At 74.8% G+C, this 3,415-nt stretch carries 2 protein-coding genes; one reads left to right on the forward strand and one right to left on the reverse strand.

Annotated features, from left to right (window positions below):
- Nucleotides 1-2,329, reverse strand: a 2,329-nt coding sequence (locus VGR37_16175; GenBank protein HEV2148943.1) for a M14 family metallopeptidase, incomplete at its 3' end; no start/stop codon positions are given.
- Between the two features lie 237 nt (nt 2,330-2,566).
- On the opposite strand from VGR37_16175, the gene VGR37_16180 reads away from it, so the two are divergent.
- On the forward strand, nt 2,567-3,415 hold an 849-nt coding region (locus tag VGR37_16180), incomplete at its 3' end, for a TonB-dependent receptor plug domain-containing protein (GenBank protein ID HEV2148944.1).

A 3,415-nucleotide genomic window follows, 5' to 3' on the forward strand; every position in this document is an offset into this window, starting at 1 on the left:
CCAGGAACGCCGCGCCCCCCGCGTAGCCGACGGCCGCGCCGCCGCGCCGCACCCAGTCGCGCAGGCGGTCCGTCCCCGCGGCCACCGGGGCCCCGTAGCGGCCGTCCGGGAAGACGACCACGTCGAACTCGTCCAGCGGGAGGCTCGCGAAGTCGGCCGTGCGCACCGGGGTGAAGGGCTGGGCGATGCGGCGCTCCAGGTGGAACCAGAGCGCGCCGTACGAGGTGGGGTCCACCCCGTCGCCGGCCAGCACGGCGATGCGGGGCGCCCGCAGCGTGCGCACCGACCCCGAGCCGGTCCCCACTGCCCCGCGCTCCTGGAAGGCCGTCTGCGAGGCGAGCACCCGCACCCCCGCGTCCCGGGCCAGGGCGTCGATGCGCGCGTGCAGCTCCGGGCGGTTGCGGTCGGTCCGGGCGACGAAGGTGCCGCGCGGGAAGTCGGCGCCGTCCACCACCAGGTCGCGGCTGGAGACGGCCACGTTGAAGCCCTCGCCCATCAGGCGGGCGAGGAGGCGGGTGGCGCCGTCGGTCCCCGCGGGCCAGACGTAGGCGCTGGCGGCCCGCCCCGTCACGCCGCCCGGGAGGGGCCAGGCCACCTCGCCCTCCCAGCCGCCGGGCGCCTTCAGCGCGCCCTCCTCCAGGCGCAGCGGCTCCGACGCCAGCCCCACCCTGTCGCCGGTCCACAGGGCGGAGGCGCCGTGGGCCATGGGGAGGTTCCAGGCGGTGACGTCGTAGAAGGCGTACCGCTCCTGCTGGCCCTCCGCGCGGCGCGCGTTGCGGGCGCGGCGCTCGCTCTCCTGCCGTACGAAGCTCTGCGGGAGCGGGGTCTCCGGGGCGAGGAGCACCCGCGCCAGCCGCGAGGCCGGCTGCGCCAGGTCCACCACGTACGAGCCCGCGGGCACCCCGCGCGTCTCCCGCCGCCCCGTCAGGTAGTCCGTCCCGGTCACCCGGCCGCCCGAGGTGACGCGCCGCACCTCGATCCCGTGGCGGAGCAGGGTGGTGGCGATCCTGGCCGCGAGGTGCGGGTCCGGATCAGCGCTGATGATGACGGTGCGGAGCGGACCGCGGCTCCCCTCCCGCACCGCGGAGGCGAAGAACTCGTGGAAGTCGCGCATCCGCGCCTCGCGGTTGCGGACGGCGGTCTCGATCGTCGCGAGCGAAGCTACGAAGTGCCCCGCGATCCCGTCCGCGAAGGTCAGGATGGTGCCGTCGTCCCGCCGCCACCGCACCCCCCTGTTTCCGCCGCCGTCCGTCTCGTAGGTCATCCCCGTGGCGCCGTGGAAGCTCGGGTACGAGTCCCAGTAGCCGGGGTAGTGCAGGTCGAACACGTCGCGGGTGAAGTACGGCCACCCCTGGCGGTCGAACGCCGCGGCGTTGCCGCGCCCGAACACCTCCAGCCACCGCTCCGTCTGCGGGGGAAGGAAGGGGTTCACCGGGTCGGCGGCGGGGGGGAAGAAGTACTGCGTCGTCTGTCCGTGCAGGTCCGCGAACACCTGGGGACGCCAGCGCTGCAGCTCCGCCGCCACCGCGCGCGACTCGGTCTGCACCAGCCCCAGCGCGTCGCGGTTCAGGTCGAACTGGTAGTGGTTGTTGTTGGTGCTCATCCCCCAGGGCGCCCGGTGCTCCATCGCGACGGGGTTTGCGTCGCCCGTCACGAAGGCGTTGTACCAGGCCACGTGCCGCTCGTGGCTCTCGGGGTTGTGGGCCAGGTTGATCAGCGTGAGCGCCCCGTCCCGCAGGGCGCGCGTGCGGTCGTCCTCCCCGGCCGCGAGCTGGTAGGCGAGCTGGATCGCCGCCTCGAACGCCGCCGTCTCGTTCCCGTCGTTGGCCGCGTTGATCCACACCCCGATCGGTGTCCGGGCCGCGATGGCCGCCGCCTGTGCCGCACTGGTGCGCCGCGGGTCGGCGAGCGCCTGCAGGTCGGCGCGGATGGCGTCCAGCCGGCCGATGTTCTCCTCGCTGGAGACCGCCACCAGGTACATGACGTGGTGCTCCACGCTCTTCCCGTACGGCATCACCCGCACCCGGCCGGGTGCGGCGCGGGCGAGCGCATCCAGGTAGCGCTCCATCCGTCCGTACGTGGTGTGCCAGCTCCCCACCGGGTAGCCCAGCACCTCCTCCGGGCGGGGGACGCCCTCGCGGTAGCTCCGGGTCGCGTAGAAGTCGAAGGTGCTGTCCGGGCACATCCCGAAGGCGAGCCGGGCATCCATCTCCGAGCGGCAGCCGGCGGGCTGCTGCGGGATCTGTGGCAGGTCCTGCGCGGCCCCGGGCGCGGCGGCGAGGGCGGCCCCGGCGAGGAAAAGCGCGGACGCGGTGCGGAGTCTCTGCATGGATCTCCCAGGGTGAGGCGAGCGGAGAGGGCGGCCCGGCCGCCGGAGGTGCGCTGCAGGGGATCGTACGCGCGCGCGGCGAGCCCGGCAATGCGGGCGCACGGGTTCGCCGTACGGTCCCAGCCGCCACGTCCCCCGGGTGAAGAGACTTGCATCAGACGCAAATCTATTTTAGAGTTGTCTAAATATGAACTGCAGGTTGGCAAAAACGCCTGGAAGGCCGGAGGAGGGACGCTCATGGGAAATCGCTGGGGTCGGGGGGCGCTCGCCTGTGTGGCGGCGTGCCTCTTCGCGACCGGGCTGTCGGCGCAGTCGGCCGCGCGCGCCGGAGGAGAATCGCTCGTGGCGGGGACGGTCCGGGACGACGCGGGGCGCCCGCTTGCGGGAGCCCAGGTGCTGGTGGTCCGGACCGGGAGGACGGCGACGGCCGACGGGGAGGGGCGGTTCGTCGTCACCGGCGTGCCGCGGGGGAGCTACCGGGTGGAGGCGGCCCACCCCGGCCACGCGCCGTCGGCGCGCACCGTCGCGGTGCCGACTGCGGACCCGGTGGAGATCGTGCTGGTGCGAACGCCGCTCTCCCTCCCCGGGATCCAGGTCACGGCCACTCCGGGGGCGGGCGACACGCGCGCGGTGACGCAGGCGACGACGCAGCTCGCCGGGCGGGCGCTGGAGCGGGAGATGGGCGGGAGCCTCGCGCAGACGCTGCGGAACCAGCCCGGGGTCGCGGTGCGCTCCATGGGGCCGGGGGCGGCGGCGCCCATCGTCCGCGGATTGACGGGCGACCGTGTCCTGGTCCTCCAGGACGGGCAGCGCACCGCCGACCTGGCCGGCTCCGCGGATGACCACGGCGTGACCATCGACCCGCTGACGGCGCAGCGGGTGGAGGTGGTACGCGGCCCGGCCACGCTGCTGTACGGCAACAACGCGCTCGGGGGGGTGGTCAACGTCATCTCCGGCGACCTCCCCGCCGCACCCCCCTCGCGGCCGGAGTGGGCGGTGGCCGCGCAGACCGAGTCCGCCTTTCCCGGCGGCGCCGCGTCGCTGCGGGGAACGCTCCCGCTGGGGGGCGGCTGGGCGGCGATGCTC

Source organism: Longimicrobiaceae bacterium (genome assembly GCA_035936415.1).
In the GTDB taxonomy this organism is placed as follows: Bacteria; Gemmatimonadota; Gemmatimonadetes; order Longimicrobiales; family Longimicrobiaceae; genus JAFAYN01.